This is a genomic window from Dietzia timorensis (assembly GCF_001659785.1).
In the GTDB taxonomy this organism is placed as follows: Bacteria; Actinomycetota; Actinomycetes; order Mycobacteriales; family Mycobacteriaceae; genus Dietzia; species Dietzia timorensis.
Genome location: NZ_CP015961.1, coordinates 1,062,066 through 1,088,854, shown reverse-complemented (window position 1 = coordinate 1,088,854; position 26,789 = coordinate 1,062,066). Strand labels below are relative to the sequence as shown.

Annotated in this window: 26 protein-coding genes; 20 read left to right on the top strand and 6 right to left on the bottom strand. The window is 66.5% G+C overall.

All coding sequences use genetic code 11. The features are described from left to right. Nucleotides 1–37: 37 nt before the first annotated feature. The 3 genes from BJL86_RS05005 to BJL86_RS04995 are packed head-to-tail and all read right to left on the bottom strand — an operon-like array spanning nucleotide 38 to nucleotide 2,813. Entirely contained in the window at nucleotides 38–1,348 is a 1,311-nt protein-coding gene (locus tag BJL86_RS05005; protein ID WP_197487652.1) for a 5-(carboxyamino)imidazole ribonucleotide synthase, read from the bottom strand. Nucleotides 1,349–1,393: 45 nt separating this feature from the next. Beyond that, the gene (locus tag BJL86_RS05000; protein ID WP_067477877.1) at nucleotides 1,394–1,912 is read right to left on the bottom strand and encodes a PH domain-containing protein; all 519 of its coding nucleotides are present in this window, start codon (nucleotides 1,910–1,912) and stop codon (nucleotides 1,394–1,396) included. Nucleotides 1,913–1,919: 7 nt separating this feature from the next. Further along, nucleotides 1,920–2,813, bottom strand: a complete 894-nt coding sequence (locus tag BJL86_RS04995; RefSeq protein WP_067477879.1) for a biotin--[acetyl-CoA-carboxylase] ligase — start codon at nucleotides 2,811–2,813, stop codon at nucleotides 1,920–1,922. 206 nt (nucleotides 2,814–3,019) lie between these two features. Between BJL86_RS04995 and BJL86_RS04990 the strand changes: the two genes are divergently transcribed. The 5 genes from BJL86_RS04990 (at nucleotide 3,020) to BJL86_RS04970 (ending at nucleotide 7,962) form a co-directional block, all read left to right on the top strand. Beyond that, complete coding sequence (locus BJL86_RS04990) at nucleotides 3,020–4,657, top strand: acyl-CoA carboxylase subunit beta (RefSeq protein ID WP_067477882.1); 1,638 nt, start codon at nucleotides 3,020–3,022, stop codon at nucleotides 4,655–4,657. After that, nucleotides 4,654–4,911: an acyl-CoA carboxylase subunit epsilon gene (locus BJL86_RS04985; RefSeq protein ID WP_067477885.1), complete on the top strand. Its 258-nt coding sequence runs from the start codon at nucleotides 4,654–4,656 to the stop codon at nucleotides 4,909–4,911. Before BJL86_RS04990 ends, BJL86_RS04985 begins: the two co-directional genes overlap by 4 nt. 10 nt (nucleotides 4,912–4,921) lie before the next feature. Then, the gene (locus BJL86_RS04980) at nucleotides 4,922–5,641 is read left to right on the top strand and encodes a Maf family protein (RefSeq protein ID WP_067477888.1); all 720 of its coding nucleotides are present in this window, start codon (nucleotides 4,922–4,924) and stop codon (nucleotides 5,639–5,641) included. 90 nt (nucleotides 5,642–5,731) lie between these two features. Beyond that, the gene (locus BJL86_RS04975; protein WP_067477891.1) at nucleotides 5,732–7,513 is read left to right on the top strand and encodes an acetyl/propionyl/methylcrotonyl-CoA carboxylase subunit alpha; all 1,782 of its coding nucleotides are present in this window, start codon (nucleotides 5,732–5,734) and stop codon (nucleotides 7,511–7,513) included. Nucleotides 7,514–7,614: 101 nt separating this feature from the next. Continuing rightward, complete coding sequence (locus tag BJL86_RS04970; protein ID WP_075844859.1) at nucleotides 7,615–7,962, top strand: hypothetical protein; 348 nt, start codon at nucleotides 7,615–7,617, stop codon at nucleotides 7,960–7,962. Here BJL86_RS04970 and BJL86_RS04965 read toward each other — a convergent pair. After that, nucleotides 7,940–9,691: a glycerol-3-phosphate dehydrogenase/oxidase gene (locus BJL86_RS04965; RefSeq protein ID WP_067477896.1), complete on the bottom strand. Its 1,752-nt coding sequence runs from the start codon at nucleotides 9,689–9,691 to the stop codon at nucleotides 7,940–7,942. The two genes, BJL86_RS04970 and BJL86_RS04965, sit on opposite strands and share 23 nt — an antisense overlap. A gap of 190 nt (nucleotides 9,692–9,881) precedes the next feature. On the opposite strand from BJL86_RS04965, the gene glpK reads away from it, so the two are divergent. Continuing rightward, nucleotides 9,882–11,426 (top strand): glycerol kinase GlpK, encoded by a 1,545-nt coding sequence (gene glpK / locus BJL86_RS04960; protein WP_067477898.1) that lies wholly within the window; start codon nucleotides 9,882–9,884, stop codon nucleotides 11,424–11,426. Nucleotides 11,427–11,580: 154 nt separating this feature from the next. On the opposite strand, the gene BJL86_RS04955 is transcribed toward glpK, so the two are convergent. Beyond that, nucleotides 11,581–13,032, bottom strand: coding sequence for an NAD(P)H-quinone dehydrogenase (locus BJL86_RS04955; RefSeq protein ID WP_197487653.1), 1,452 nt, complete (start codon nucleotides 13,030–13,032; stop codon nucleotides 11,581–11,583). Between the two features lie 237 nt (nucleotides 13,033–13,269). Between BJL86_RS04955 and BJL86_RS04950 the strand changes: the two genes are divergently transcribed. Continuing rightward, nucleotides 13,270–13,866 carry a gamma-glutamylcyclotransferase family protein gene (locus BJL86_RS04950; protein ID WP_067477904.1) on the top strand — a complete coding sequence of 199 codons (597 nt, stop codon included), beginning with the start codon at nucleotides 13,270–13,272 and terminating at the stop codon, nucleotides 13,864–13,866. A gap of 41 nt (nucleotides 13,867–13,907) precedes the next feature. On the opposite strand, the gene upp is transcribed toward BJL86_RS04950, so the two are convergent. After that, nucleotides 13,908–14,531 carry a uracil phosphoribosyltransferase gene (upp, locus tag BJL86_RS04945; protein ID WP_067477907.1) on the bottom strand — a complete coding sequence of 208 codons (624 nt, stop codon included), beginning with the start codon at nucleotides 14,529–14,531 and terminating at the stop codon, nucleotides 13,908–13,910. A gap of 163 nt (nucleotides 14,532–14,694) precedes the next feature. Here upp and BJL86_RS04940 point away from each other — a divergent pair, with 163 nt between their 5' ends. The 13 genes from BJL86_RS04940 (at nucleotide 14,695) to BJL86_RS04885 (ending at nucleotide 26,765) form a co-directional block, all read left to right on the top strand. Next, entirely contained in the window at nucleotides 14,695–15,123 is a 429-nt protein-coding gene (locus BJL86_RS04940; RefSeq protein WP_067477910.1) for a type VII secretion target, read from the top strand. After that, nucleotides 15,120–16,208, top strand: coding sequence for a C40 family peptidase (locus BJL86_RS04935; protein ID WP_067477912.1), 1,089 nt, complete (start codon nucleotides 15,120–15,122; stop codon nucleotides 16,206–16,208). The genes BJL86_RS04940 and BJL86_RS04935 overlap by 4 nt, the downstream gene beginning before the upstream one ends. Nucleotides 16,209–16,211: 3 nt before the next feature. Further along, entirely contained in the window at nucleotides 16,212–16,868 is a 657-nt protein-coding gene (locus BJL86_RS04930) for a hypothetical protein (protein ID WP_067477915.1), read from the top strand. A gap of 51 nt (nucleotides 16,869–16,919) precedes the next feature. Next, entirely contained in the window at nucleotides 16,920–18,152 is a 1,233-nt protein-coding gene (locus BJL86_RS04925) for a hypothetical protein (RefSeq protein WP_067477918.1), read from the top strand. A 314-nt stretch (nucleotides 18,153–18,466) separates the two neighbouring features. After that, the gene (sdhC, locus tag BJL86_RS04920; protein ID WP_075844858.1) at nucleotides 18,467–18,877 is read left to right on the top strand and encodes a succinate dehydrogenase, cytochrome b556 subunit; all 411 of its coding nucleotides are present in this window, start codon (nucleotides 18,467–18,469) and stop codon (nucleotides 18,875–18,877) included. A gap of 15 nt (nucleotides 18,878–18,892) precedes the next feature. Further along, nucleotides 18,893–19,324: a succinate dehydrogenase hydrophobic membrane anchor subunit gene (locus BJL86_RS04915; protein ID WP_067477923.1), complete on the top strand. Its 432-nt coding sequence runs from the start codon at nucleotides 18,893–18,895 to the stop codon at nucleotides 19,322–19,324. Nucleotides 19,325–19,392: 68 nt separating this feature from the next. Beyond that, complete coding sequence (gene sdhA / locus BJL86_RS04910) at nucleotides 19,393–21,162, top strand: succinate dehydrogenase flavoprotein subunit (RefSeq protein ID WP_067477926.1); 1,770 nt, start codon at nucleotides 19,393–19,395, stop codon at nucleotides 21,160–21,162. Continuing rightward, the gene (locus tag BJL86_RS04905; protein ID WP_067477929.1) at nucleotides 21,162–21,947 is read left to right on the top strand and encodes a succinate dehydrogenase iron-sulfur subunit; all 786 of its coding nucleotides are present in this window, start codon (nucleotides 21,162–21,164) and stop codon (nucleotides 21,945–21,947) included. The genes sdhA and BJL86_RS04905 overlap by 1 nt, the downstream gene beginning before the upstream one ends. A gap of 199 nt (nucleotides 21,948–22,146) precedes the next feature. Next, nucleotides 22,147–22,806, top strand: coding sequence for an acyltransferase (locus BJL86_RS04900; RefSeq protein ID WP_067477931.1), 660 nt, complete (start codon nucleotides 22,147–22,149; stop codon nucleotides 22,804–22,806). A gap of 102 nt (nucleotides 22,807–22,908) precedes the next feature. Next, entirely contained in the window at nucleotides 22,909–24,420 is a 1,512-nt protein-coding gene (locus BJL86_RS17735; RefSeq protein ID WP_156515447.1) for a serine hydrolase, read from the top strand. A gap of 31 nt (nucleotides 24,421–24,451) precedes the next feature. Continuing rightward, nucleotides 24,452–25,381, top strand: a complete 930-nt coding sequence (locus BJL86_RS17525; protein WP_082908714.1) for a ribonuclease H family protein — start codon at nucleotides 24,452–24,454, stop codon at nucleotides 25,379–25,381. Between the two features lie 44 nt (nucleotides 25,382–25,425). Beyond that, nucleotides 25,426–25,593, top strand: coding sequence for a hypothetical protein (locus BJL86_RS17070; protein ID WP_156515448.1), 168 nt, complete (start codon nucleotides 25,426–25,428; stop codon nucleotides 25,591–25,593). Further along, on the top strand, nucleotides 25,590–26,765 hold the full coding sequence (locus BJL86_RS04885; protein WP_075844856.1) for an MFS transporter: 1,176 nt from the start codon (nucleotides 25,590–25,592) through the stop codon (nucleotides 26,763–26,765). The genes BJL86_RS17070 and BJL86_RS04885 overlap by 4 nt, the downstream gene beginning before the upstream one ends. Nucleotides 26,766–26,789 lie beyond the last annotated feature (24 nt).

The window sequence follows — 26,789 nt, the reverse complement described above, 5'->3', positions numbered from 1 at the left end:
GGCTGAGTTCCTGATGGCTGTTGCTCACAACTGCTCCTTAGCTCGTGCGGGTGAATTCGCCGGCGGGCGCGCCCTCGTGCGGGTCCCAGCCATCGGCCCATGTCGCGGTGGCGAGCCAGTACGAGGCGAGATCGGCGACCGCGCGGGTTTCGCCGAGGGTCTCCGAGCTCACATCGCTTCCCACGACGTTGACGTGGCCGAGTTTGCGGCCCGGCCGCTCTTCCTTGCCGTAGAGGTGCACCTTGACGTGCGGGAAGCGGGCGCCCAGTTGGTGGACGCGCTCGTCCATGCTCATCGCCGGGGTCTGGTCGGCGCCGAGCACGTTGGCCATCACCGTGAGCGGGACGAGCGGGAGCGTTGAACCGAGCGGATAGTCGAGCACGGCGCGCAGGTGCTGCTCGAACTGCGAGGTGATCGCGCCGTCCTGCGTCCAGTGCCCCGAGTTGTGGGGGCGCATGGCGAGCTCGTTGACGAGGATCCCGGGAGTGCCGTCCTGGCCGACGTACTCGAAGAGCTCGACGGCGAGCACCCCGGTCACGCCGAGCTCCCCGGCGATGGTGAGCGCGAGCGCGTGTGCCTGCGTCCGCAGCTCGTCGGTGAGTTCCGGCGCGGGTGCGATGACCGTGTGGCAGATGCCGCCCTGCTGGATGGTCTCCACGACCGGCCACACAGCTCCCTGCCCGAACGGCGAGCGGGCGACGAGAGCGGAGAGCTCGCGGCGCCAGAACACCCGCTGCTCGACCATGAGCGGCACCCCCGCCGCGAGCTGTTCGCTGGTGATCGCGTGGGCGTCCTCCACGCTGGTGAGCATCCACACGCCCTTGCCGTCGTAGCCGCCGCGGCGCGCCTTCAGCACTGCGGTGCCACCGTTCTCGGTGAGGAAGCGGACGGCATCTTCGGGGGACTCCACGGGTGCGAACGCCGGGACCGGCGCTCCGAGCTCGGCGAGACGAGTGCGCATGACGAGCTTGTCCTGCGCGTGCAGCAGCGCCTGCGGCGGCGGTTGCACGTTGACGCCGGACGCCACGAGCTCGGCCAGGTGTTCCTGGGGCACGTGCTCGTGGTCGAAGGTGACGACGTCGCACCCGGCGGCGAACCGCTGCACGTCTTCGAGTGAGTCGAACGAACCGAGTATGACGTCCGGAGTCGACTGCGCCGAGGACTCGCTCTCGGAGGCGGCGAGTACGCGCAGCGACTGCCCCAGTGCGAGCGCGGCGGGCTGGGTCATCCGCGCGAGCTGGCCTCCGCCGATCATTCCCACGACCGGCATCCCCAGGGGATTACGGCGGGCGGCGGACGACTGTGCGGGGGCGTTGGCGGGATCGCTGGAGGAAGTCACGCCGCCCATTTTCGCACGTTCGACCGTCCGCGTGCCGCCACTACCCCGCACGGGCTAACGCATCGGCCTGCGCGCGGGAGCGACGAGCTGATAGAGCACCTCGTGTACTGCGGAAACGCTGGGCAGGTTGGGGAACTCGAAATAGTCGCCGGTCGCCGTTTCGACGATCAATGTGCCCGTCCCGAAGACCCTGTCCGACACCGTGTGCCTGTACTGGACCGCATTGACCCGTCCGAGCGGCATCTCGAAACGATTCTTGCTCACGATTCCCGACCGTCCGACGAGGCGTTGATCGGTGACGAGGAAGACCTGGCTTCGCCAACGCATCCACGGCACGACCGTGAACCGAAGAACGACGAGGAGATAGAGGACCGCGATGGCGACGATGATGGGGGTGAACGTATCCCCGCCGTCATACGTGGGCGCTTGTAGCTCGGCGAAGCCTCCGGCAAGTCCGGCGATTCCCGCCCCGATGACGGCGACGAGGGAAGGGCGCACGAGGCCGCGCCAATGCGGCCTCGTCTCGATGAGGACGTGTTCCGGCGGGCGGTCCGGTCTGAAGGGAAGACGCATCGCGCCCCTAATAACCGCTGCCGCGCCGCACGTGGTGCACGTCGCCCGCCGCGACGACGAACGGCTCTTCGCCCTCGCCGGTGTCGACGACGAGCTGGCCGGAACGGTCGATCCTGGTGGCATTGCCCGTCTTGGTCTCGCCGCCGGGAAGCTCTACCCGTACGTCTTGCCCCACAGTGGAGCAGGCGTCGATGTACTCGTAATACAGCTCGTCGGAGATGACCGATCCCGAACCTCGCTCGCATGCTCGCCACTGATCGTGGCGCACGGCGAGCGCGCGCAATAGCTCCTTCGCCACGACGAGCCGGTCCGCGGGGTCCAGGCCCTGCTTCGCACGCTCGAGATCGATCGAGGTCGCGTGTGGCACCGGCAGCTCCTCGGCACGCAGCGAGACGTTGAGCCCGACGCCGACGACGATCGCGGGCAGCGACATCGAATACACGCCTTCGGCGGGGACCGTCGTCATCTCCACGAGGATGCCGGCGATCTTTCGTGCCTCGGCGCCGTCTTCGACCATGACGTCGTTCGGCCACTTCAGCGACGCCTCGAGCCCCGCGCTGCCCGCGAGCGCATCGCGCACCGCGAGACCGGTGACAAGCGGCAGCCAGCCGAAGAGATCGGGGTGGATCGCCCCCGGGCGAATGAGCACCGACAGCGCGACCTGACTACCGGCCGGGGCCGTCCATTCACGCCCGGAGCGGCCGCGCCCGGCACTCTGGAACTCGGCGATGAGTGCCGATCGGTCCCCGTCTCCGGTCGTTGCGTATTCGAGTAGCGCGGCATTGGTGGACCCGATCTCCTCCACCACCCGGACTTCCGAGTAGTCGGCGAGCGGACCGTCGACGAGAGCCGAACGGAGCTCGGCTTCGCGCAGCGGGGGTCTGGAGATGTCGTTGAACACGCTCCCAGCCTAGTGCTCCTCGGCGACACTCGGAGTGCGATACCGTGCCCCGGAGTGTTCCATTGTGGATCCCTGCCCTTCCGGGCGCGGCGAACGCGGCCCCAACTGGGATTACAGAAAGATAACATTGCCTTGCCGAAGGATTATCGGGCCGAACGTAGAGGTTCGTCTCCACGCCGACGGCGTCAACCGATAGAGTCGACAACATGACGATTGCCTCACAACCGGATGAGGGTGGCAAGGACGCCCCCATTGACATCCACACGACAGCCGGAAAACTGGCGGACCTTCGGCGCCGACTCGACGAGGCCCATGCCCCGATGGGGCAGGCCGCGGTCGACAAGGTCCACGACAAGGGCCTGTTGACGGCCCGCGAGCGGATCGAGAATCTACTCGATCCCGGCTCTTTCGTGGAGATAGACGCGTTGGCCAAGCACCGTTCGCAGAACTTCGGTCTCGCCGAGCGGCGTCCGACCGGCGACGGGGTGGTCACCGGTTACGGCACTATCGACGGCCGCGAGGTGTGCGTGTTCTCGCAGGACGCATCCGTATTCGGTGGCGCACTCGGCGAGGTGTACGGCGAGAAGATCGTCAAGGTCATGGACCTCGCGCTCAAGACCGGCCGGCCGATGATCGGCATCAACCACGGCGCCGGTGCCCGCATCCAGGAGGGCGTGGTCTCCCTCGGCCTCTACGGAGAGATCTTCCACCGCAACGTCCAGTCCTCGGGAGTGATCCCGCAGGTGTCCATCATCATGGGCCCCTCCGCCGGTGGCCACGTCTACTCCCCTGCACTCACCGACTTCACCGTGATGGTCGACGGCACGTCGAACATGTTCGTCACGGGTCCGGACGTCATCAAGACCGTGACCGGGGAACAGGTCACGCAGGAAGAGCTCGGTGGTGCCGCAACGCACATGGCGAAGTCCGGAGTTTCCCACTACACGGCCGAAGACGAACAGGACGCCCTCGACTTCGTGCGTGACCTGCTCGGCTACCTTCCGTCGAACAATCGCGCAGAGGCTCCTCGCTACGATGCCTTCGTGCACGAGGGCACGATCGAGGACGGACTCACCGAGTCCGACCTCGAGCTCGACACCCTCGTCCCGGACTCGTCTAACGCGCCGTACGACATGCACACCGTCATCGACCACATCGTCGACGACGAGGAGTTTCTCGAGATCCAGTCCGGGTACGCCCAGAATGTCGTCGTCGGTTTCGGTCGCGTCGAAGGGCGCTCCATCGGCATCGTCGCCAACCAGCCGACCCAGTACGCGGGCTGCCTCGACATCAAGGCCGCAGAGAAGGCCGCGCGTTTCGTTCGCACCTGCGACGCATTCAACGTTCCCATCGTCACCCTCGTCGACGTGCCCGGCTTCCTGCCCGGCACCGACCAGGAGTTCAACGGCATCATCCGCCGTGGCGCGAAGCTGCTCTACGCCTACGGCGAGGCGACAGTCGGCAAGATCACCGTCATCACGCGCAAGGCCTACGGCGGCGCGTACGACGTGATGGGTTCCAAGCACATGGGTGCCGACGTCAACCTCGCATGGCCGACCGCCGAGATCGCCGTGATGGGCGCCTCCGGCGCCGTCGGGTTCGTGTACCGCAAGCAGCTCAAGGACGCAGAGGCCGCCGGAGAGGACGTCGCCGCCAAGCGCCTCGAGCTCCAGCAGGAGTACGAGGACACCCTGGTCAACCCCTACGTCGCGGCAGAGCGAGGCTACATCGACGCCGTCATCCCGCCGTCACACACTCGCCTCCAGATCGCCCAGGGCCTGCGCCTGCTCGACCGGAAGGTCGTGCCGGTTCCGGCGCGCAAGCACGGGAACATTCCGCTGTGAGCGCGGCGCAGAACTCCCCGCAGCAGCAGGGCCAGGGCGCGGCCTCGCCGTACTTCGAGATCGTGGGCGGCAATCCGACCGCAGAGCAGGTCGGAATCCTCAGCGCCGTGTTCGCGCTCGCCGAGGGCAATGCAGCCGTCGCCGCGCGCAACCCCTCGCCCGGCACCCGTAACGACTGGGGTCTGGCCGCCGAAAAGACCCGTGGCGTGTTCTGGAATTCCACGTCCTCGTTCCTCGACTCGAAGCTGCTCTGACCCGCGCCACATGACCACCGTTTTCGTACTCGCCTCCGCGTCCCCTTCTCGCCTGGGCCTTCTGCGCTCCGGCGGGATTTCGCCGCGTGTGATCCCGTCCGCGCTGGACGAGGATCAGATCGTCTCGCAACTGCCCGCGGACCTTCCCGAGGAGCAGGTAGTCACCGAACTCGCCAGCGCAAAGGCGCATGCGGTCGCCTCCGAGCACGCGACCGCCGTCGCCCGGGAGACCGGCGCCGAGCGCATCTACGTACTCGGCTGCGACTCGATGCTCCTCGCCGACGGCGAATTACTCGGCAAGCCGCACACGGTGGAGCGCGCATGGGAACGGTGGCAGTCGATTCGGGGCAGGTCCGCGCACCTCATCACCGGACACGCGCTGGCGGAGGTCGCCATCGACGGGCCCGGACCACACGCCAATACCGGCGTCGGGCGAGTCATCACCGAATGGTCGACGACCACGGTGCACTTCGGCACGCCCTCCGACCGAGACCTGCGCGCCTACCTGGAGACCGGGGAGCCGCTCGAGTGCGCCGGCGCCTTTACGCTGGAGGCGAAGGGCGCGTGGTTCATCGACGCGATCGAGGGCGACCCCTCGGGCGTGATAGGCGTGTCACTGCCGTTGCTGCGCCGCATGCTGGACCGCGTCGGGGTCTCGGTGTCCGAGCTCTGGAATTCAGAGCACTCGGGCGCGGCTGCCACGAGCGGGCAGCCACCTCCGCCGTCATGACTTTCTCGAAAACCATCGCGCCGGTCGCGATACAAGTAACACTCAAACCTTTTACACTTTCCACGACCATTCAAAGCCAGGAGATTTAACGTGCCGTCCCACGCAAGCAAAACCATCAGCAAGGTCTTGGTCGCCAACCGCGGTGAGATTGCGGTGCGCGTAGTACGCGCCTGCAAGGACGCGGGACTGGCTAGCGTCGCCGTGTACGCCGAGCCGGATGCGAATGCGCCGTTCGTGCAGATCGCCGACGAGGCCTTCGCTCTCGGGGGCCAGACCTCGGCCGAGTCGTACCTGGTGATCGACAAGATCATCGACGCCGCGAAGAAATCCGGCGCGGACGCGATCCACCCCGGCTACGGCTTCCTGTCGGAGAACGCCGACTTCGCGCAGGCAGTGATCGACGCGGGAATCATCTGGATCGGCCCGCCGCCGTCCGCGATTCGCGACCTCGGCGACAAGGTCACCGCCCGCCACATCGCCGAGCGCGCCAACGCGCCGATGGCCGCCGGCACGAAGGACCCGGTATCGGGCGCCGACGAGGTCGTCGAGTTCGCCAAGCAGTACGGCGTGCCCGTCGCGATCAAGGCCGCGTTCGGCGGCGGCGGTCGCGGCATGAAGGTCGCCCACACGATCGAGGAAATCCCGGACCTGTACGAGTCCGCCACGCGTGAGGCGGTCGCCGCGTTCGGCCGCGGCGAGTGCTTCGTCGAGCAGTACCTCGACAAGGCCCGCCACGTCGAGGCCCAGGTTATCGCCGACCAGCACGGCAACGTGATCGTCGCGGGTACGCGCGACTGCTCGCTGCAGCGCCGCTTCCAGAAGCTCGTCGAGGAGGCCCCGGCCCCGTTCCTCACCGATGACCAGCGCAGCCGCATCCACGAGTCGGCGAAGGCGATCTGCCGCGAGGCCGGTTACTACGGCGCGGGTACGGTCGAGTACCTCGTCCAGGGCGACACGGTCTCGTTCCTCGAGGTCAATACCCGCCTCCAGGTCGAGCACCCCGTCACCGAGGAGACCGCGGGCATCGACCTCGTGCTCCAGCAGTTCAAGATCGCCGAGGGCGAGGAGCTCGAGTTCACCGAGGATCCGACCCCGCGCGGCCACGCCTTCGAGTTCCGCATCAACGGCGAGGATGCCGGCCGCGGCTTCCTCCCCGCCCCCGGCAAGATCACGACTTATGTAGAGCCCGCGGGCCCGGGCGTGCGCATGGACTCCGGCGTGCGCGAGGGCGACGAGATCGGCGGCCAGTTCGACTCGATGCTCGCCAAGCTCATCGTGTGGGGAGAGACCCGCGACGCCGCGCTCGCCCGCGCCGCACGCGCGCTCGACGAGTACAAGGTCGAGGGCCTGGCGACGGTCATCCCATTCCACCGCCACATCGTCTCCAACCCTGCGTTCCAGGGCGATGGAAAGTCGTTCGACGTCTACACCAAGTGGATCGAGACCGATTGGAACAACGAGATCGAGCCGTTCTCCGGCGGCGCCCCCGCCGGTGACGACGAGCAGGTAGAGCGCAAGTCCGTGGTCGTCGAGGTCGACGGGCGCCGCGTCGAGGTGACCCTGCCGGGAGACCTCGCCTTCGGTGGCGCGGCCGGCGGAAACATCCGCAAGAAGGCCAAGTCCCGCACCCGCAAGGCCGCTGCCGGCGCCTCGGCCTCCGGCGACGCCGTGACCGCGCCGATGCAGGGCACCGTCGTCAAGGTCGCCGTCGAAGAGGGCCAGGAGGTTGCTGCCGGTGACCTCGTCGCCGTGCTCGAGGCGATGAAGATGGAAAACCCCGTCACCGCCCACAAGGACGGCAAGGTCGAATCCATCTCCGTCGAGGCGGGCGCGGCCGTCTCCCAGGGAACCGCGATCTGCGAGATCAAGTAACCCGGCAAGCGAACCCACGCGCGCAGGCGCCGCGGGCAGGGCCTCACCGCCTCGCCCCCGGCGCCTGCCGCCATTTACCCCACGCACGAATTGAGGCGACGTTGGAACCGATCGAAGTAAACGCGGGCGGCTTCTACCTGCGCGCGCTACGTGTCGACGACAGGATCGACGATACTGCGGCGACCGGTGAGATTCTCGGCCTCACCCCGGAACGAGCGCTCGCGCGCATCGACGAATTCACGCGCGGCTGGGCCGAGGAAACCGAGCTGTCCTGGGCCGTGTGCGCACAGACCGACGTCACGTGCCTGGCGATCATCACCTATGACGTCGGACGCGACGATCTCACCCTGGCCGCCTCCCCCGCCCACGCAGAACCGGACGAGGAATTCGCCGGCCCCTTCGCGGCGATCGAACGATTCGTCGTCGCTACTTACCGGCAGGATGAATAGACGACTCGACGAGCGAGGTGCGTGCCTCCGGGGCGCTGCGCAGTAGCGCGTCGGCCTCGTTGTCGTCGGCAGAGGACTGCGACATCAATTCCGCCACCACGCGCTCGCGGTACAACTGCGCCTCGGCGTCGACCTTTTCCTGCGACCAGCCGAGCTCGGCTCCCATGATCTCGGCGACCCGCTGCGCGCTCTCCGAGCCGCGGTGCGAGTACTCCATCGACACGCGGGTGCGGCGCACGAGGACGTCCTCGACATGCAGAGCGCCCTCTCTGGCGGCGGCGTAGGCGACCTCCGCTTCGAGATACTTTTCCGCGCCGATCAATGGCGCGGCCAGCTGGGGGCGCTCGTCAGCGAGTTTCATGATCTCGCCGGCGAGCGAGCCGTAGCGATCGAGCAACCTGCGTACGACGTCCTCTCCCACCTCCCACTGGCTCGCGAGCAGCGGGATCCGGTTGACGAGCGCGCGGTATCCGCCGGCCCCGAGAAGGGGCAGCTCCGCCGTCACACTCGAGCCGACGTCCTTGCCGACGAATTCGGTGATCGCATCGACGGCATCGGCCGCCATGACCCTGTAGGTGGTGTACTTGCCGCCCGCGACGACGATCATCCCGGGCGCGACCGGCAGCACGGCGTGCTCGCGGGAGAGCTTCGTGGTCGAATCGGAGGTCCCGGACAGCAGCGGGCGCAGCCCCGCGTACACGCCCTGGATGTCGTCGCGGGTGATGGGTTCGGCGAGCACGTTATTGACATGCCCGAGGATGTATTCGATGTCGGCGCTGGTCGCGGCCGGATGAGCGAGATCGAGTTTCCAGTCGGTATCGGTCGTGCCGATAATCCAGTGCGCGCCCCACGGGATGATGAACAACACCGATTTCTCGGTGCGGAGGATGAGCGCGGCCGAGGAGTCGATCTTCTCGCGGGCGACGACGATATGAACGCCCTTCGACGCCCGCACCCGCAGCCCGGAATCGGACCCGGCGAGCGTCTGGAGCTGGTCGGTCCACACTCCCGTCGCATTGATGACCGCGCCCGCACGGGTTTCGATCTCGTCGCCGGTCTCGGTGTCGCGAAGCCGCACTCCACGCACCCGCTCCCCCTCGCGCAAGAACCCGACGACCTCGGTCGAATTGCGCACGATCGCGCCGTAGTGCGCGGCGGTGCGCGCGAGTGTCAGCGTGTGGCGGGCGTCGTCGACCAGCGTGTCCCAGTAGCGGATCCCGCCGACGAGCACGCCGTCGCGCAGGCCCGGCGCGACGCGCATCGCACCGGCCTTGCTGTAGTGCTTCTGCGCGGGGACGCTCTTGGCACCGCCCATGACGTCGTACAACACGAACCCCGCGGCCATGTATGGGCGCTCCCAGATCCTGTGGGTGAGCGGGAAGAGGAATTCCAACGGCTTGACCAGGTGCGGGGCGATGCGACTCATGGACAGTTCGCGCTCGTGCAGTGCCTCGGCAACGAGCCCGAAATCGAGCTGCTCGAGGTAACGCAGCCCGCCGTGGAACATCTTCGACGAGCGCGAGGACGTACCGGCCGCGAAGTCCCGCGCCTCGACAAGCGCGACCCGCAGGCCGCGCGAGGCCGCATCGAGCGCCGCACCGGCTCCGACCACGCCGCCCCCGATGACTAATACGTCGAACTCTTCTGAACGCAGACGTGACCAGGAGTTTTCGCGCTGCACCGGAGAAAGGTCGGCGCTGTCGAACAACGGAGCGGAACCAGATGGCATCGCGTGTATCCCCCAGGGAAGTTGACGGCGCCGCACCCCGCGGCGCTTGCCGGTGGCTAACAGGAAATCGACTCCTGCAAGCACTCACTTCCACGATACGACGATCTGCGCACAGGTTCGAAAGGTTCACCGGAAAACTTGGCGGCGAACCTGGGACCTGGCGGCCCTTTGGGGCGATAGTGTGAGGCACGTGGCAGCCAATTCATACGTCCTCGCACTCGATCAGGGCACGACCTCGTCGCGCGCGATCATCTTCGACCGGGACAGTGTGCCGGTGCGCGGCTCCATCACGCAGCTCGAACACTCGCAGATCTTCCCGCATCCCGGCTGGGTCGAACACGATCCGCTCGAGATCTGGCGCAACGTCCGCTCGGCGATGACCGAGGCGCTCATGCGCTCGGATCTCACGCCGTCGGAGATCTCGGCGATCGGGATCACCAACCAGCGCGAGACGACCGTAGTGTGGGACCGCGCCACCGGCGAGCCGGTCTACAACGCGATCGTCTGGCAGGATGTGCGCACCGGTGAGATCTGCGATCGCCTCTCCGAGACGATCACCGGTGGCGAGGAACGGGTCCGCGAGATCACGGGGCTTCCTATCTCGACCTATTTCTCCGGCCCCAAGGTGCGGTGGATCCTCGACAACGTTCCCGGCGCCCGCGAGCGGGCCGAGGCCGGGGAGCTCGCGTTCGGCACGATCGACTCGTGGCTCGTGTTCCGGCTGACCAGCACGTCGAGCACCAGCGGCGGGCCGGCCGGCTCCGGCGATCCCGACCATATCTGCGATGTCACGAACGCCTCGCGCACCATGCTCATGGACCTGGAGACGCTCGACTGGTCGGAGGAAATGTGCTCGGCGCTCGGGATTCCGGCATCGATGCTGCCGCGGATCGTGCCCTCCTCCGGCGAGCTCGCCACTGTCGCACCGGGGCGGATCTTCGCGGGCACGCCCGTGTGCGGCATCCTCGGCGACCAGCAGGCGGCGATGTTCGGACAAACGTGTTTTGACGCCGGAGAGGCGAAGAACACCTACGGAACGGGCAATTTCCTGCTCCTGTCGACGGGTACCGAACGGCAGCGATCCTCGCACGGCCTCATCACCACCGTCGCCTACCAGCGCGACGGCGAGAACCCCCGCTACGCGCTCGAGGGGTCCATCGCCGTCACCGGTTCGCTCGTGCAATGGCTGCGCGACAATCTCGGCATCATCTCCACCTCCGCGGAGGTGGAAAAGCTCGCCGAATCGGTGGAGGACAACGGGGACTGCTACCTCGTTCCCGCCTTCTCGGGTCTCCTCGCCCCGCGCTGGCGGCCCGACGCACGCGGCGCCCTCGTGGGCCTCACCAGGTTCAATTCCGCCGGACACATCGCCCGCGCGGCGCTCGAGGCGACCGCTTATCAGACCCGCGAGGTCGTCGAGGCGATGGTCGCCGACGCGGGGCACGCCGCCTCCGAGATGCGCGTGGATGGCGGGATGGTCTTCAACGAGCTGCTCATGCAGTTCCAGGCGGATATCTGCGACCTGGAGGTTGTGCGCCCGCAGATCACCGAGACGACCGCGCTCGGCGCCGCCTACGCGGCGGGTCTCGCGGCCGGGGTGTGGGACTCGACCGACGAGCTGCGCGGGCTGTGGCGCGAGGACAAGCGTTGGACTCCGCAGATGGACGACGAAAATCGCACGCGGCTGTGGGACCGCTGGAACAAGGCGGTCGAGCGCACCTTCGACTGGGCGTAGGCCGCCGAGAGGGCGCGTGGGCGCCATTCCTGCCGTGCCCTACCCTGCGATGGCTTCGCTTTTCGGCGCACAACACCGCGCCCGGCCGGAAACACACACGCTGGAGTACGTGTTTCCGGCCGGGCGCGGTGTTTCATCGTTTTATGACGCCGGGCTAGTCCAGATCGTCGTGGCGCATGAGGTGGCGCGCGGCCTCGGTCACCGATCCCGACATCGAGGGATATACGGAGAACGAGGCGGCGATGTCGGACACGGTGAGCTGGTTGCGCACGGCGACCGAGATCGGCAGGATCAGCTCCGAGGCGGTCGGTGCGACTACGACACCGCCGATCACGACACCCGAGGCCGGGCGGCAGAAGAGCTTGACGAATCCGCGACGCACCGAGCGCATCTTCGCGCGCGGGTTACCCGAGAGCGGGAACACCTCGACGCGGGCAGGGACCTCGCCGGATTCGATCTGTGCGTGCGAGATACCGACGGTGGCGATCTCCGGGCGGGTGAACACCGCGGAGGCGACCGTGCGCAGCTTGATCGGGCTCACTCCCTCGCCGAGCGCGTGGTACATGGCGATGCGCCCCTGCATCGCGGCGACCGAGGCCAGCGGGAAAAGGTCGGTGCAATCGCCCGCGGCGTAGATGTTGGGCGCCGAGGTACGGGAGACACGGTCGACGGGGATGTGCCCGCTCTTGAGCGGCTTGATCCCCACGTTCTCAAGGCCGAGATCCTGGGTGTTCGGGATCGAGCCGACGCACATCAGCGCGTGCGATCCCTTCACGGTGCGCCCGTCGGACAACCGCACGATGATCCCGTCCTCGTGGTGTTCGACGACGTCGGCGCGGGCATGCTTGACCAGCGAGACGCCCCGCTCGGAGAGCGCCTCCTCGAGCACCAATGCGGCATCGGCGTCCTCGTGCGGGAGCACACGGTCACGGCTCGAGACCATCGTCACCTTGACGCCGACCTCCGTGAACGCGGAGACGAACTCGGCGCCCGTCACACCCGAGCCGACGACGACGAGGTGAGAGGGCAGCTCGGTGAGGTCGTACACCTGCCGCCAGGTGAGGATGCGCTCGCCGTCCGGCTGCGCGTCGGGCAGCACGCGGGGGCTCGAACCGGTGGCGAGGAGGATCATGTCCGCGTCGAGCCTGAGCTGCTTGCCCGAGTCGAGGGTGACCTCGACCTCGTGCGCCGCCAGACCCGGCTGGTTGTCGACGATCCGGCCCTTGCCCGACAGCAGCCGGACTCCCTCGCGCTGCAGCTGCGAGCGGATATCGGCGGACTGCGCCTGCGCGAGAGAGCGGACGCGGGAGTTCACGTGGTCGAGGCGGTATGCGGCGGGATCGAACTTCATCTCCACGCCCATTTCGTTGGCGCGGCGCATGTCGGTGCGCACGCCGGTGGCAGCGATGAAGGTCTTCGACGGGACGCAGTCGAACAACACGCAGGCACCGCCCAGCCCGTCGGAATCGACAACCGTGACGTCCGCTCCGTACTGGGCGCCGGCCAGCGCGGCCTCGTAGCCCGCGGGCCCTCCCCCGAGAATGACAATTCGTGTGGACACCGGGGTACCTCCCAAGGTTGTAGCCGACAGGTTCGACGCGCGCATACCCGCGGCGGCTTGAGATTGGCCACCGCGTCCGGTCCACGCGATCGGTCGGGCCGCGGGGGATCGCCCCGTGCCCGGATGAGTTCGTATGCGCCACCGGCAGGCGGCGCTACGGCGTTTCCGCCGCAGTTTCCCACAGAGTCGAAGCGGATTCGAATACGCTCTGCTCTCGGCTCCCCAATTTAGTCGAAGAACCTGTGTCGGTGTGACGGCGTGCCTTCCGTTAGTCTTGGCGACGTGCCGATGTATGCCGCGTACGGAATGAACATGGACCCGGACCACATGTCCGCGAAGGCTCCGCGCTCCCCCATTGCGGGAACGGGGTGGCTGCGCGGCTGGCGGCTGACGTTCGCCGGGGGCAGCGTGGACGGCCCCGGTCCGCACTCCGAACAGGGCGCCCTGGCATCGGTGGTCGAGGACCCGGATTCGCAGGTGTTCGTCGTGCTCTACGACGTCACCGAGGATGACGTCGCCCTACTCGATCGCTGGGAGGGCACCGATTCGATCCGGCCTACGCGACTGCGGTCCCGTGTACACCGGCTACCGAACCTGCCCGCCGGTCCGCCGGTCGATGCGCAGGTCTCGGAATTCTCGGTCTCCGACGTCACACCCGGTCCTTCCGGAACCACCGGAGGCGAGCTCTCCGAGGAGGAGTACGCGCCGCAGGGCGAGGACGTCGTCGCGTGGTTCTACGTGATGGACGCCTACGAGGGCGGCCTGCCGCTGGCCGCGTACCTCGGGCAGCTCGCCGATGCCGCCGAGTCCGCGGGGGCACCCGCCGACTACGTCCACGAGCTGCGCACCCGTCCCTGCCAGGCGGGCGGCGCGGACTGACGAGCTCGCTAACCAGCTCTAGCCGAGAGGCGAGAGACTGACTAGCGCGGGCCGAAGAGCCGGTCACCGGCGTCGCCGAGGCCGGGGACGATGAACGCATCGGAATTGAGGCGCTCGTCGATCGACGCCGTGACGAGCGAGACCGGCAGCCCAGATTCTTGAAGTGCAGCGATACCCTCGGGCGCGCACAACACGCAGACTGCGGTGATGTGCTTGGCGCCTCGGCTGACGAGTTCCTCGCAGGTCGCGATAAGCGAACCGCCCGTGGCCAGCATCGGGTCGAGGACGAAGATCTGCTTGGCGTCGAGGTCCTTGGGGAGCGAAGCGAGATAGGCCTCGGGCACGTGCGATTCCTCGTTGCGGGCCATGCCCACGAAACCGATCGACGCTTCCGGCACGAGTCGCAACGCGGCATCGAGAATGCCGAGCCCCGCACGGAGCACGGGCACGAACAGCACGTTGCGGTGGACGTAGGTGCCGGTCGTCTCGGTCACCGGGGTTGTCACCGGCACCGTATCGAATTCGAGGTTCGTGAGCGCTTCGTAGCTGAGCATCTGCCCGAGCTGCTCCATCGCGGAGCGGAATTGGGCGGTGTCCGACGAAGCGTCTCGGACGATCCGGAGGCGGTCGGCGACGAGGGGATGTGTGATGACGTTTGGTTCCACGCAGCCAAGTTTCGCATGCCAGAGCCCAATTGATGATTTCTTTCGTAACGGGGAACCGAATGAGCCTCGGGTGACGTCGTGTGGAGTGACGCCGAATTCGCGGTGTTCAGTCCACCGAGCCACACGCGCGCTGCGCGCCTGGCTTACACAAGGAGGTTCCTCGGTGCTCGAACAATTTGGCCAGGACCCGGTGCCCGCCGGCGGCTCCTCGCCGTTGCCGGAGTCTGCACCTCACTCCTTCACACCCGCCCAGACCTCGGGGACGACGGCGGTGGATCCGTGGGAGCTCGAACGTGTGGGCGCGGAGCTCGAGAACGCCTCCGCCTTGGTGAGCGATGGGCTTGCCGCATACGAGTCGATCCCCATGGACGTACTCGCGGTGGCGCTCGGGCCGGTGGGAGGGGAGTTTCTTGCGGCGTTCGATGCGGCGACGACCAGGCACAGGCATCTGCTCGCCCACACCGGCCGCTGCGTCGGCGCAGCGGGCCAGTTGTGCAGGGCCTGCGCCAACGCGTTCGAGGGTGTGGACGATTCCGCTGCCGGCTCGCTCAACGCGGCAGACGCCGCCGGGACCGGGGAGATGAAGGTATGAGCGCGCTCGCCGCTCCCCTCGGGGCGCTCGCGGGGCCACTCGTAGAAGCGCAACAGCTTCTCGGCGCGGTCGATGCCACCGCGCCTCCGGCGTCCCAGGTCATGCCTGGTGTTGGTTCCACGATCGATGCGGCGGCCGCGGTGTTGCCCGCGGCGATCAACTTCGCCGAGGTCGCCTGGGAGGGGGCGGCGTCCCTCGGCGCGCAGGAATCGCTGGCCACCGCCGCGACCACGCTCGCCGAGCTCGGCTCGTCGGGCGCGGAGATCGGGACGCTCACGTCGGTTGCCGCGCAGATCGCCATTCGTGGCGCTATCGAGGTCGCGGGTATAGCGCAGCGTTGCGCCACGCAGGCGGCGGTTCTCATGCCCGGTGCCCTCACCCCTGCCGGGCAGGTGGCGATTCTCGGTGTGGTTTCGGAGGCGATCTCGGCCGCGCTCGTCGTCGTTCAGCGCGTCAAGGACGAGCTCTCCGGACCGACGGCACGCATGTGGGCCATCGCGGCGGAACTCGGTACAGCACCGCGTGCAGTGCTCCCCGGGATGGCGGGCGCTGCCGCGCCCACGCCTGCGGCGTCCGGCGAAAGCGAAGACTCTGGCTCGGGCGCAAGTGTCGTGATGGGTGCGGGAGGGAGCGGTACTGCACACGAGTCCGACGAATCTTCAGACGGAGGCGAGTCGGGCTCGGTGGACGGCGCGTCAGTCACGCTGCCGTCGGGCTCTGAGGTCGATGCCCCGAACGAGCAAGCCGCTCAGGCCGTTTCCTCCGCGCTCAGCCAGCAGGGTGTTCCCTACTCCTGGGGAGGCACTACTCCCGGAGTCGGATTCGACTGCAGCGGCCTGGTGCAATGGGCGTACGGCGAGGCGGGCGTCGAGATTCCACGCGTGGCGATTGACCAGGCAGTTGGGGATCAGGTGAGCCAAGATGAGCTCCTGCCCGGAGACCTGGCGGTGTGGGACGGCCACGTGGCCATGTACATCGGTGATGGCCAGATCGTCGAGGCCGGGGACCCGGTGAGCGTGTCGTCGGTGCGCACGGACAATATCGGTATGCAGTTCCTCGGTTTCTACCGGCCGACGAGCGAGTAGCCGGTGGAGACCAAGGAGCAGAAGCACCTCGCTGCCGATGCGGCCCTCGCGCGGGACTTCGACTACGAATGCGCGATCTCGGGCATCCGGATCACCTTGGGCCCCGGCTGTGTGCCGATAGCCCTCTACGTACCGCCGGATGTCTTCGGGCGGCGTATGGACGATGTCGCGCGAATCCTGGTCACCGCATTCGCCGACGCATCGGCGGCGTGCCAGAGCGACCTCGGCTCGTCGATGGGCGACACCGAAGACACCGAAGACCTGGACGACTTCGACGATCCGGTTGACGGAGTCGGATGGCCAGATGCCGCAGAGGGCCCGTTGGAAAATGCCCCGGGGCGTCTCGACGTGGAGGAATGCCTCGGCAGGCTCCATACCGTGGCCAACTGTCTCACCCGCTCGCACCACGAATTATTGACCAGCACGTCCATGGGCACCGACCCCTCGAGCCTGGTGCACGCGACTGCGAATTCCTCGGGAGCGATCACCGCCTTGACGCTGTCTCCTCTCCTTGCCTCCGAGGGCATTGTCGCGGCGCAGAGGGCCATCGTCTCCGCAGCGGCGGCGGCGATTACGACAGCCAATGACTCGCGTGCGTCGGTCATCGAGGACGCGCTCGGAACTGTTCTCATGAATTCCTTGGCACAGAAGTGGAATTGACGCGCCACCGCTGCGGGACATCGCCGGGACCATGACGATAAGGTGTAACCCATGGCTTCGGACATCGTTCCCATTTTTCTCGGTCTCCCCTCTGGAGACGTCACTACGCTGTGGGCGCCGGAATGGCGTGAAGACGGCGAGACCTGGGAAGCGTTCCTGGGCGACGAGGACGATCTTTTCGGCTTCTCCACCACTGCCGATCTCATCGCCTTCGTCCGCTCGGGCAAGCAGCACGACCTCGACGATCACCCTTCGTGGGGCGCAGCCTCCAAGGGCGAAGCCCTGTCTTTCGAGGCGGACGAGGACCACAGCTTCGATCTCGTCGGAGTTGCCGAGCTGCTGAGCAATAAGCCCACGGAGTCGAGCGTCGACGAAATCGACGAGTCGTTCTCCATCGCCCGGTCGATCGGCGAGGTCTGTGAGCTCAGCACGGTTATCAAGTTCTTCGACGGTAACCCGATCCTGGCGCGCGTCACCGGCGGCTACGACAACTTCGCCGACCGTGAAGGGCTCAAGGACTGGAAGCAGATCCGAAAGATCGTCTCGAAGCAGTGGGACGACGTGCTCGACGCGATCGATGATGTCCTCACCGCTCCCGAGGTGGACTCCGAGGCCTCACGCAAGGCCGCCGCTGAGCTCAAGAAAGCCACCGAGGCGCGCGAGGAGAAGGAAAAGGAGCGCAAGGAGAAGGCGGCGGCTCTGATCGATTCGGATTACCCTTCGGATTCGGTGTGGGTAAAGGCGGGCATCGACCCCGTCCGCATCGTCCTTCCCGAAGGGGATTACCTCACGCTCCGTTGTTACCTCGGCGAACGTCCTGTCTTTCTCGGCGACCGGGATTCGGTGTTCGCGTTCCCCAATTCCCGGGCGCTCGGTCGTTACCTCGCCGATAACGACGACGACACGCTCTCCCGGGTCGAAACCTACGAGCTCATCAAGGCCGCAGCGGTCGACGGTTCACTCAACGTTGTTGTTACCGGCGCCAACACCTACGTGCTCGACGGACTGTCCCAGGACATCCTCGTCGGACCGGCCGAGGTCGATGCCGATCAGCTCGATCTCGCGGTCGAGCTCGTCCTCGATCTATCGACGTACCTTTCGGACGAGGGCCTTGCAGGCCCGGTGAGAAAGGGTGGCCCACTGCGGCGTTACGTCAATTTCGTGCTCTCGCCGAACGACACCACGCTCCTTGAACCCGAGGGCCCATTCGATGAGGAATTCGCCGACTGGCGCGACCTCGTCGATAATGTTGACGACGTGCTCACAACCCCCGAGGCGGAGTGAGCAATCCCACATCTTGATACATCAACTTCCATAGCGCCCCCGGAGTTGCGGCAAAGCTGCAGTTCCGGGGGCGTCTCATTGGAGAAAAATACCAAATCAGCAAGGGTCTCCTAAGCCTTTTTAGGCGCTCTTAATGACCCTGAAAAGTGGCCCCCAACTGTGTGTTTTGCACCGCTGAGGACTATGGTTTGCATATACCTACATCGCTGCCACTTTGTGTGCGCGGTAGAGGGGGACGCGAGTCTATGAAAGTTCTTAGAACTTCGTCTCGCCCGCCCCGACACCGCTTGAGATAACGGAGGCGCCACAACCCCATGACCAGTCAGGCTCAAGCTCACCCGCCGCAGGCGCGTGACAGAAAGCTCTCCATTTACAAGGGCGATCCGGGGATGTGGTCCTGGGTTCTGCACCGCATTACCGGTGTCGCGCTGTTCTTCTATCTCTTCGTGCACGTGCTCGACACGTCGATGGTCACCTTCAGCCCGGAGACCTACAACGCGATCATCGATACGTACAAGACGCCGATCGTCGGCCTGCTCGAGATCGGCCTTGTGGCCCTGGTCCTCTTCCACGCGTTCAACGGCGTGCGGATCATCCTCGTGGACTTCTGGTCGAAGGGCGTGAAGTACCAGCGCCAGATGCTCTGGATCGCGCTCGGCCTGTGGGTCGTCGTGTTCGCAGGCTTCGCGTCCCGTCAGCTCTTCCTCCTCTTCTCGCACCTGTAAAGGAGAACGACAATCATGGCAGAAGCACCAGTTCTCCAGACGTCGTACGATCGCCCCGCATCGCTTGCTCAGCCGCGTTCCCCGCGTCTCCGCAACGGCGGGAACTTCGAGCGCAACGCGTGGCTGTTCATGCGCATTTCCGGCGCGGCGCTCGTCGTGCTCGTCATCGGCCACCTGACGATCGGCCTGCTCATCGGTGACGGCGTTCACCGGATCGACTTCAACTATGTCCAGGAGCGGTGGCAGACGCCGTTCTGGGGCACGTGGGACATCCTCATGCTCTGGCTCGCGCAGCTGCACGGCGCGAACGGCGTCCGCGTGGTCATCGCGGACTACGCACGCAAGGACACCACGCGCTTCTGGCTCAACCTGCTGTTGGCCTGTGCGACCGTGCTCATCCTCGCACTCGGTACCTACGCGCTGTTCGGTATGGCCTACCACGTCTAGGACGTCGGTCCTTCCCAACCAGCAGCCACATAATTCATATTTTTGCGAAAGCGAGAAGTCTTCAGGCCATGACTGAACGTCCAGTACACAATCACCAGTACGACGTCGTAATCGTCGGCGCCGGCGGCGCAGGTATGCGTGCCGCGATCGAGTCGGGTCCGCGCGTGCGTACCGCCGTGCTCACCAAGCTCTACCCCACCCGCTCCCACACCGGCGCCGCGCAGGGCGGTATGTGCGCAGCCCTCGCCAATGTCGAGGAAGACAACTGGGAGTGGCACACCTTCGACACCGTCAAGGGCGGCGACTACCTCGTCGATCAGGATGCTGCGGAGATCATGGCGAAGGAAGCCATCACCGCCGTCATCGACCTCGAGAACATGGGTCTGCCGTTCAACCGCACGCCCGAGGGCAAGATCGACCAGCGTCGCTTCGGTGGCCACACGCGTGACCACGGCAAGGCCCCGGTGCGCCGCGCCTGCTACGCCGCGGACCGTACTGGCCACATGATCCTGCAGACGCTGTACCAGAACTGCGTCAAGCACGACGTGGAGTTCTTCAACGAGTTCTACGTCCTCGACGTGTGCATCACCGAGACCGAGGACGGCCCGGTGGCGACGGGCGCAGTGGCCTACGAGCTGGCCACGGGCGATCTTCACGTCTTCCACTCGAAGGCCGTGGTTTTCGCCACCGGCGGTTCGGGACGCATGTACAAGACCACCTCGAACGCGCACACCCTCACCGGTGACGGCATGGCCGTGGTCTTCCGCAAGGGATTCCCGCTCGAGGACATGGAGTTCCACCAGTTCCACCCGACAGGGCTTGCCGGCCTCGGCATCCTCATCTCCGAGGCAGTCCGCGGTGAGGGCGGCATCCTCCGTAACGTCGACGGTGAGCGCTTCATGGAGCGCTACGCCCCGACGATCAAGGACCTCGCCCCCCGCGATATCGTCGCCCGCTCGATGGTTCAGGAAGTGCGCGAGGGACGCGGCGCCGGCCCGAACAAGGATTACGTCTACATCGACGTCACCCACCTCGGCGAGGACGTTCTCAACGAGAAGCTCCCCGACATCACCGAGTTCTCCCGCACGTACCTCGGCGTGGACCCGGTCACCGAGCTCGTGCCCGTGTTCCCGACCTGCCACTACGTCATGGGCGGCATCCCGACCAACGTCGCCGGCGAGGTGCTTCGCAACGCCGATGATGTCGTGCCCGGCATGTACGCCGCCGGCGAGTGCGCCTGCGTGTCCGTGCACGGTTCCAACCGTCTCGGCACCAACTCGCTGCTCGACATCAACGTCTTCGGCAAGCGCTCGGGCATCGCCGCCGCAGAGTTCGCGCGGACCCACGACTTCGTCGAGCTCCCCGATACCCCGGAGAAGATGGTCGCCGAGTGGCTCGATCAGATGCTCTCGGATCACGGCAACGAGAACGCGGCCAATATCCGCTTCGAGCTCCAGGCGATGATGGACGACAAGGCGTCTGTGTTCCGCACCGAGGAGTCACTCACCGAGGCGCGCGAAGAGATTCACAAGCTCAAGAAGCGCTACAACCACGTGGTCGTCTCCGATAAGGGACGGCGCTTCAACACCGAACTTCTCGAGGCGATCGAGCTCGGCTTCCTGCTGGAGCTCGCCGAGGTCACCGTCATCGGTGCCCTCAACCGCGAGGAGTCGCGCGGCGGCCACGCCCGCGAGGACTTCCAAAAGCGTGACGACGAGAAGTTCATGAAGCACACCATGGCTACCAAGAAGGACGGACTCGATCTCCTGTCCGAGATCGAGCTCACGTGGAAGCCGGTCGTGCAGACCCGTTACGAGCCGATGGAGCGTAAGTACTAATGACTGCTACAGCTGAAAAGCCGACCACCCAGTCTTCCTCGGACACCAACGCACCCGTGCCCGAGGGTTCGACGATGATCACCCTGCGGATCATGCGTTTCAACCCGGAGGACGAGACGAAGAACGGTTGGCAGGAGTTCTCGGTGCCGGCGCTGCCGACCGACCGCCTGCTCAATCTCCTCCTCTACACCAAGAACTACCTCGATGGTTCTCTCGCCTTCCGCCGCTCCTGCGCACACGGTGTGTGCGGCTCGGACGCGATGCGCGTCAACGGGGTCAACCGCCTCGCCTGCAAGGTGCTGATGAAGGACATGCTGCCCAAGGACGGCTCCTCCATCACCATCACGGTCGAGCCGATTCGCGGCCTGCCGGTCGAGAAGGACCTGTATGTCGACATGGAGCCCTTCTTCAAGGCGTACCGCGACATCAAGCCATACCTCATCACCAGCGGCAACCAGCCGTCGAACGAGCACATCCAGTCGGCAACCGACCGTGCGCGCTTCGACGACACCACCAAGTGCATCCTCTGCGCCTGCTGCACCACCAGCTGCCCGGTGTTCTGGAACGACGGCTCGTACTTCGGTCCCGCCGCGATCGTCAACGCGCACCGCTTCATCTTCGACTCCCGTGACGAAGGTGCCGCCGAGCGCCTGGAGATCCTCAACGACGCCGAGGGCGTGTGGCGCTGCCGCACGACCTTCAACTGCACCGACGCCTGCCCTCGCGGCATCCAGGTGACCCAGGCGATCCAGGAGGTCAAGCGCGCGCTGCTGTTCGCACGGTAGCCGCCGCTCCACTTCGCCCGAAACCGCAATCCAATCGCGGTATGACGGCGGACGTTCCCGCCCGCAATGGAGAATCTTCTCCGCTGCGGGCGGGTTTCGCATTTGCGGCGTTCCCCTCCCCTCGCCGGCGGGGACGCGGTTTCGCCGGTCGCCTCCCGCGAAAAGCTGCGGGGCGACTAATATGTCCAGAATGCCATGCGTGACCGTCTTGAGAGGCGACGAGATCACCGACTACTCCGATGATCGTGGTAATCGGATCATCGGGACTCCGGCCGTCGTCCAACCGCAGACCCAGGTGGTGTTCGGCTCCGACAACTGCACCGTGCGTTTCGGCGAGGATGTCAATTGGATGACCCACATCTACTTCAACGATGAGGGCGGCAGCGTCGAGATCGACGACGGAGCGCAGTGCATAGGCCAGCTCGAGCTCGGGCGCGAATGCACGGTGCGTATCGGCAAGCGCCTCAACGTGACCGGGATGTTCAGTGTGGTCACCGAGGACGGATGCACGGTCGAAGTCGGCGACAACTGCCTGTTCGCGGACAAGGCCACCATCCGCGCGTACGACCACCACCCCATCTTCGATCTCGACACACGCGAACGCATCAATATCGCCCGCGACGTTTCCATCGGCTCCGACGTCTGGCTCGGCTACGGGGTCCAGCTCATGGGCGGTGCCCGCGTCGGGCACGGCTCGGTGGTCGGGACGATGTCGATCGTCACCGCGTCGAACCCGATCGGCGACCACTGCCTCGCGGTGGGACAGCCGGCAACGGTCAAGCGCGAACGGATCGCGTGGGCCAAGAATGGTCGCCCTCCGGCGTCACACATGGATCCCGGCGCGCATACCGCCTGTTAGAAATGCCCCATCCTGCGTCGATCCCGAACCCGCGCGAGCGGCTCGTCCATAGTAGCGGGGCCACTACCGTATATCGGGCTGCGAGGACTTAGGGTGTTTCTCATGCCGATTCGCCCCACGCTCCGTACCCACCGGGCAATTGCGCTCTCCGCCGTCATGGGGCTGGGGGTTGCCACAGCACCTGTTCTTGCCGCGCCAGGCGCCGTCGCGCCGGCTTACGCGCAGGACGTCGGCGCCGATCCTATGGCTGAGCAGACGATCCAGCCGGGAGTGGCCGGACTCGACCCGTCGGTCGACATCACGGAAGCTCCGGATCCGCAGCCGCTGCCGACCGAGCCGAACTTCCAGTACTTCTCCACCCCGCGCGATCTCACGGGGTGCCCGTACACCCAGACCCCGCCGCCGCCGGTGGACGAGTCGGAGGTGCCACAGCCGGGTCAGCGCGCGCCTGAGGCGCCGCCGATCCCGGACGAGCCCGCCGGCGGCGAGAAGCTCGGTGGCTGCGAGCCGGTCGCCGAGCAGGATTTCGTCGTGCCGCCGGACATCACGGCCTCGGGGTGGATCGTCGCGGACGCGGATTCGCGCAAGGTGCTGGCCGCCCAGGATCCGCACGGCCGCTACCGGCCCGCATCGATCATCAAGACGTTGCTTGCGTTGGTCGTGCTCGACCACCTCGATCTCGACAAGGTCGTCACGCTCACCGACGAAGATCTCGAGGGCGCCGAGGGCACTCTCGTCGGCCTGGGAGCGGGCGGCGAGTACTCGCTGCGCACTATTTTCTCCGGGCTGCTTCTCATCTCGGGCAACGACGCCGCGTACGCGCTCGCCAATCAGCTCGGCGGCGAGGAACGCACGCTCGAGCTCATGCGCGAGAAGTGCGAGGAGCTCGGCTGCACGGACACGAACCCGACCTCGATCTCCGGGCTGGACAAGCCGGGGAACATGACCTCGGCCTACGACATGTCCCTGATGTTCTCCGCCGCGCTGAAGAACGACGTGTACCGGGACATCGTCACCACCGAGCGGATCGGCTTCCCCGGCTATCCCGCGGGGCCGGCCGCGGCGCCACCGAACCCTGACGACCCGCCGGCGGACGAGCCCGGCGCGACCGACGACGCCGGCAACGTCGACAACGGAGACGGGAGCATGACGACCCCGGACGGGGAGCTCGTGCGCAAGGGATTCGTCGTCTACAACGACAACCGCCTTCTCGAGGAATATCCGGGAACGATCGGCGGTAAGACCGGGTTCACCGACGACGCGCGCCAGACGTTCGTCGCCGGCGCCGAGCGTGATGGCCGCAAGCTCGTCGTCGTGCTCATGGACGGCACGTCCACCCCGAAGACAAGCTTCGAGCAGGCGCAGGAGCTCCTCGACGCGGGCTTCGCCACTGCGCCCGATACCGAGGGCATCGGCGAGCTCGTCGGCAGCTCCGATGACGCCGCGCAGGCTGCCGGTGCTCACTCGGACGGCACCCCCAAGGAGCCCGGCAACGACGACTCCGACGGGATCCTCGCGACCATCTCCGATCGCGTTCCCGTCGCGGCGTGGTTCGGCATCGCCGCGCTGCTCGCCGTGTGTCTTCTGTTCGTGCGTGCGGGGCGCAAGCGCTGACCCCGCAGTGCCCCTGGCACAATCGATAGCCGTGACGATCATCGCGGCAGCAGACGGTTCGGCCCTCGGCAATCCCGGCCCGGCGGGGTGGGGTTGGTATATCGATTCCGACAGGTGGGCATGCGGCGGCTGGAAGCGCGGCACCAATAACCAGGGAGAGCTCGTCGCGGTGCTCGACCTGCTACGACAGACGCGCGATCTCGACGAACCGCTCGAGATCCTCTGCGACTCGCAATATGTGATCAACTCCGTCACCAAGTGGATGCACGGCTGGAAGCGCAAGGGGTGGAAGAAGGCAGACGGTAAGCCGGTGCTCAATGTCGAGATCATGCGCGCGCTCGACGCGGAGCTCGCCGCCGCGAAGTCCTCCGGCCGTGAGGTCTCGTTCCGCTGGGTCAAGGGCCACGCGGGGCACGAGCTCAACGAGAAGGCCGACCGCCTCGCCAATGGTGCCGCGCAGAGCTACGCGGGTGGCTCCTCCCCCGACTCTGGCCCCGGGTTCCCCGGCGCCTCCGCTTCCGCGGGCAAGGGCACCGACCCGGCGGACGCAGCAAAAGATTCGGGTATGACGCCGGACGTCGCTTCCCCCCGCACCTCCGCACTTTCGCGCTCCTCCGCCCGTGGCACCACCGCCGACGACGATTCGCCGAGCCTTTTCGACCTCCCCTCCGGCGACGAACCCGCCACCACCGCTGCCGCCCCTTCGGCCGCAGTGGGGCCGGCTGCCGCGGACGCGGTGTCCTCGGTGCGGCAGACGCGCTCGGCGTGGCATTCGGGCGGCGCCGCGCCGCTCCACGCCGACTTCCGGAAAATCGGCGAGCCTTCTCTGCACGGCGAAGAGGCGCACGCATGGGCCGCAGGACGTTCGTGCGTCATGGTCTCGCGCGAAGACGGTGCGCTCGAGGTGTGGGTCCTCGAAGGCAAGAGCTGGGAGCTGGCGACGCTCGCCGCGGGCGCCTAAGCGCTGTCGTCGTCCTATATCCGTTCGGCGCGGACGCATATAGGATGGCCACGATTCCCGAGTTTAAGCGGGCCGTACAACACACCACGGCGTTGATCGGAGGGCTGACGATGGACGCGATCACCCCGCACGGCAAGATCAGTGCAGCAGACATCGCCGACATTCTCCAGTCTCACCTCACGCTGCTCGTCGGCTGGAGAGCACTGCCATGAAAACGGGGCCAAGCTGGCTGTTTGCACTGTTCTTCGCCGCGTTCGTCGTCTATACCGACGACTACGTTATCGCCGGACTGCTCCCGGAGATGGCCGCAGATCTCGATGTCACAACCGCCGGCGCCGGACAACTGGTTACGGTGTTCTCACTCACGGTCGCCGTGGCCGCTCCCCTTGCCGCCGTGTTGTTCGCGAACGTCCCTCGCCGAAGGTTGTTCACCGGGGCGCTGATCGTTTTCGCGCTCGCGAATCTTTGCGCGGCCGCCACGCCGTCGTACGCAGTTCTGTTGGTTCTACGGGTACTCGCCGCATTGGCCGCAGCGAGCATGACGCCGGCGCTGTTCGCCTACGCAGCGGCGAATGCACCTCCGGAACGAGTCGGCCGTTTTATCGCCGTCGTGGCGCTGGGGGTCACCGGCTCGATTGCCGCAGGAGTTCCCATCGGGACGTGGATTGGTGGCAGTCTCGGTTGGCGTGCGACGTTTGCGACCATGGCGGTGGCAGGACTATGCGCACTGTTTTCGCTGCTCGCCACACTTCCACGAGGCGAGCTCGTGGAAGCGGCGCCTACCCTCGGCGAGCAGTTCGGCACGCTCACCCGATTCCCGATCGTCATGGGGCTGCTCGCGAACGCCGCACTGATGACGGGGTCGATGATGCTTCTCACCTACCTCGCGCCGTATCTCACCGAAACCACCACGGGAGGAGTCAGCGAGCGGGCCGTGAGTTTCGCCTTCGCCGGTCTCGCGGGCATCGCGGGGATCTGGCTCGGCGGACTCGCCTCGGATCGGTGGGGACCGGATCGCACGCTCATCGTGGGGATCGGCGTCTTCTTTCTCACCATGCTCGTCCTCTGGGCATTGTGGTTCGCGCGCCCGGCACCGCTCCCACTCGTGCTCACATTCACCGCGATATGGGGAGGCATGGCGTTCTGGAACTCGCCCGCGATCCAGGCGCGCCTGCACGCGCTCGCAGGACCGGTGGCGCCACAGGCATTGGCACTGAACACTTCGGGCACGTACCTCGGCGTCGCCGCCGGTGGCGCAGCCGGCGGCATACTTCTCGGCACAGTGGGTGTCGGAGCGCTCCCACCGGTCGCCGCGGGGTTCGGAGTGCTAGCGCTCGGACTCATTGCCCTGGCCAGCCGGAGTGCAGCGCGTACCGCGAAATAGCGGAACGGGCGCGCCGACCGTCCC

Excerpts from the sequence above, each read along its gene's own strand:
- BJL86_RS04935 (WP_067477912.1), top strand. The coding sequence starts at position 15,120 with ATGAGCGCGCTCGCCGCTCCCCTCGGGGCGCTCGCGGGGCCACTCGTA.
- BJL86_RS04990 (WP_067477882.1), top strand. The coding sequence starts at position 3,020 with ATGACGATTGCCTCACAACCGGATGAGGGTGGCAAGGACGCCCCCATT.
- BJL86_RS04905 (WP_067477929.1), top strand. The coding sequence starts at position 21,162 with ATGACTGCTACAGCTGAAAAGCCGACCACCCAGTCTTCCTCGGACACC.
- sdhA (WP_067477926.1), top strand. The coding sequence starts at position 19,393 with ATGACTGAACGTCCAGTACACAATCACCAGTACGACGTCGTAATCGTC.
- BJL86_RS04915 (WP_067477923.1), top strand. The coding sequence starts at position 18,893 with ATGGCAGAAGCACCAGTTCTCCAGACGTCGTACGATCGCCCCGCATCG.
- BJL86_RS04885 (WP_075844856.1), top strand. The coding sequence starts at position 25,590 with ATGAAAACGGGGCCAAGCTGGCTGTTTGCACTGTTCTTCGCCGCGTTC.
- BJL86_RS04980 (WP_067477888.1), top strand. The coding sequence starts at position 4,922 with ATGACCACCGTTTTCGTACTCGCCTCCGCGTCCCCTTCTCGCCTGGGC.
- BJL86_RS17070 (WP_156515448.1), top strand. The coding sequence starts at position 25,426 with ATGGCCACGATTCCCGAGTTTAAGCGGGCCGTACAACACACCACGGCG.
- BJL86_RS04965 (WP_067477896.1), bottom strand. The coding sequence starts at position 9,691 with ATGCCATCTGGTTCCGCTCCGTTGTTCGACAGCGCCGACCTTTCTCCG.
- BJL86_RS04925 (WP_067477918.1), top strand. The coding sequence starts at position 16,920 with ATGGCTTCGGACATCGTTCCCATTTTTCTCGGTCTCCCCTCTGGAGAC.
- BJL86_RS05000 (WP_067477877.1), bottom strand. The coding sequence starts at position 1,912 with ATGCGTCTTCCCTTCAGACCGGACCGCCCGCCGGAACACGTCCTCATC.
- BJL86_RS17735 (WP_156515447.1), top strand. The coding sequence starts at position 22,909 with ATGCCGATTCGCCCCACGCTCCGTACCCACCGGGCAATTGCGCTCTCC.
- BJL86_RS05005 (WP_197487652.1), bottom strand. The coding sequence starts at position 1,348 with ATGGGCGGCGTGACTTCCTCCAGCGATCCCGCCAACGCCCCCGCACAG.
- BJL86_RS04955 (WP_197487653.1), bottom strand. The coding sequence starts at position 13,032 with ATGCGCGCGTCGAACCTGTCGGCTACAACCTTGGGAGGTACCCCGGTG.
- sdhC (WP_075844858.1), top strand. The coding sequence starts at position 18,467 with ATGACCAGTCAGGCTCAAGCTCACCCGCCGCAGGCGCGTGACAGAAAG.